Annotated in this window: 1 protein-coding gene; it reads right to left on the reverse strand. The window is 58.7% G+C overall.

Annotated features, from left to right (window positions below):
* Window positions 1–100 precede the first annotated feature (100 nt).
* Window positions 101–2,581: a TonB-dependent siderophore receptor gene (locus AC07VO_RS10515; protein WP_086945106.1), complete on the reverse strand. Its 2,481-nt coding sequence runs from the start codon at window positions 2,579–2,581 to the stop codon at window positions 101–103.
* Window positions 2,582–2,924: the final 343 nt, after the last annotated feature.

The following is a 2,924-nucleotide window of genomic DNA, read 5'->3' on the forward strand; positions in this document are numbered from 1 at the left end:
AGCCGAACGCAGCCTCGCGCTGCTCGGCAGCTGCTACAAGATTAGCCCGCGCCCCTGGTAAAAGGGCGCGGGCCGGGACATTGACGCTAGTGCAAAGGACTCAGAACTGCGGTGTGTATTTCACGCTGAACATCACGTTGCGTGGATCACCGTAGTTGTTGTTGCCGTTGATCTGGTTGTAGGCCGCTGCGAAGTAGGTCTTGTCAAACAGGTTGTTGGCATTCATCGCCAGCTCGATTTCCGGGGTGAGCTGGTAACCGACGCGGGCATTCCACACGGTGTAACCCGGAACGTTGACGGAGTGGTCGAAACCTATCGTGTGGGTTTGTGCGGTAAAGCCCAGGCCTGTACTCACACGGCTCCAGTCGCCGCTCAACTGATAATTGCCCCACACACGCAGCATGTGTTTAGGCGTCCACCAGCTGAAGATTTTGCCTTCGTTGTCAGGGTCGTCGAGGTATTTGGTGGTGTTGTAGGTGTAGCCGGCAAACAGTTGCAGATTGTCGATCACTTCGCCGCTGATTTCGGCGTCCAGACCCTGGCTGCGCACTTTGCCCGATGCCGTCGAGCAGAACCAACCGTCGCAGGTTTGCGCACCCTGCGTATCGAGAACGGCACGGTTTTCCTGGTCGTAACGGAACAGGGCCACGGAGGTATTGATCCGGCCATCCATCAACTCGCCCTTGAGACCAATCTCGTAGTTACTGCCGATAATCGGTTTGAGTACCGCGCCGGCGGTATCGCGTTCGGTCTGCGGTGTATATACGTCGGTGTAACTGGCGTAGACCGCCCATTCGCGGCTCAGGTCATAGACGATACCGGCATAGGGCGTGACTTCTCCGGTTTCAGTGGCGGTGCTTTTTGGATCTTCTGTAATGCCGCTCGCGGTCTGGGTCGAAGACTTGTAATTGTAGTCGTACCAACTGACCCGCGAGCCGAGCACCAGGGTCAGGTCTTCAACAGGCTTGACCCTCCAGCTGCCGTACAGGCCTTTCTGCCGGATGTCGTATTGGCTGGGAGTCCCACGGCCACCGGGGCTATTGATCAAGCCTTCGTAGCTGATCTCCGGACGGTTGTGATCAATGTCGAAGATGTTGTCGGAGCTGTCATTGAAGGTTCGGGCGTATTTGTCGTCCGAGGTGTATTTGGAATAGTTGCCGCCCACCATGATTTCCTGCGGCATGGACAAGGCTTCGAACTTGCCGGTGAGGTTCATGTCCAGCGCGACTTTGGTGGAGTCCATGTCCGTCACGAAGTCAGCGTATTGCACGCCACTGCCATCGGGATTGATGCCATCGCCGGTGGATTGCACCCGCTGGTTCTTCGCCTTGTTGGTTTCCGTCATGCGCACGGCGCCGATCTTGAAGGCCCAGTCGTCGTTGAAACGATGTTCCAGATCGGTGTAGAGCGTGGTGACGTCGATATCCGAATGGTTCCACTTCGCCCCGGTGTACGTGCTGCGCGGCAGGTCGATGGGTTTACTGTCGGAGTAACGCGGGAAGCCGCGGACATTCGCGCGCGATTCGCCGTCGGACTGGCTGACCGCCACGCCCACGGTGGTGGCTTCGCTCAGATCGAAGTCCAGCGCGCCGTACAGCGAGGTGGTCTTGTACCATTCGGAATCAACGAATGTGTGGGTGTCGTCCTGGTCGGCCACGAAACGTCCACGAATGGTGCCGTTCTGGTTCAACGGCCCGCCCGCGTCCAGTTGCAGACCGTAGTGATCCCAGGAGCCAGCCTTGCCGGTCAGGGTCACGGTCGGTGTGGCCTGACCGCGCTTGCGCACCAGGTTGACCGCGCCACCCGGGCTGCCGGTGCCTTGCAGCAAGCCCGACGCACCACGCAGCACTTCCATGCGGTCGAAGAAAATCAAGTCCTGCGTGGCCCAGTTGCCCAGCGCGTAAGTGTTGCGCGGGATCGGCACACCGTCGTACTGCCAGTCATCGATCTGGAAACCGCGCGAAGAGAGGATCAAACCTCTGCCGACGCCTTGGGCACCGACCAGTCCGGTGGTCTTGTTGGCGGCGTCCTTGAGATCGACGATATCCTGATCATCCATTTGCTTGCGGGTCATCACCGTGACCGACTGCGGGATTTCCTTGAGGGTGTGGGTGCCCTTGCCGATGGTCACGGCATTCGAGGTGTAGGAATTCGAACCTTCGGTGGTCGCGCCCACCTGGTGCGCGTTGATGGTGGTGGCGCCCAGTTCCAGACCCTCGGTCGAACTGCCGCGTACCAGCATCAGCGTGTTGCCTTCAAAGCTGTAGTGCACGCCCGTGCCCTTGAGCAATTGGGCAATCGCCGCTTCGCTGCTCAACTTGCCGCTGACGCGTGTGCTGCGCAGGCCGGTCATATCATCGGCGCTGTAGATCACCTGCTGATTGGTCTGCGTGCCAAACGCCTGCAACGCCTGGGGCAAAGGCTGGGCAGGAATGTCGAGGGTGAAGTCTTCCGCGTGGACCTGCGCGCTGAGCGGCAGCAGGCAAGCCATGCCCAGGCCGGCCAACGAGCGACGCGAGCGCAGGGTTCGGGCAATGACCAAAGCCTTGAACAGAGGTTTCAACTCATGAATTGCTGACATCGTGCTCTCTATTTTTTAGTTGAAATGGATAGGATCCATGGGCAACCGAGTGCCCTGCCGCTGCCTGGACCTGTGAACCACCTGGATCGGCTGCCTCTCGGGCAACGTGTCGCAAGTTGATGACCGGCCCCTCCCCGGGCTCGATCGTTTGTCCGGGCAGCGGTAAAAATGTGTACGGCTGGGAAAACCTGAGCCCAGTGGCTACCCTGCCCGGCTCGATTTATCTGCTTACGTAGGTAAGACGCAGCACCACGCAAAAACCGGAATGAGTTTATTTATCATTTGCGCAAAAACTTAAAAAAAAGGCCGACGCGTTGGGCGTCGGCCTTTTTTTTCTGCTACT

The sequence above is a fragment of the Pseudomonas sp. GW821-FHT03E01 genome (assembly GCF_059420765.1).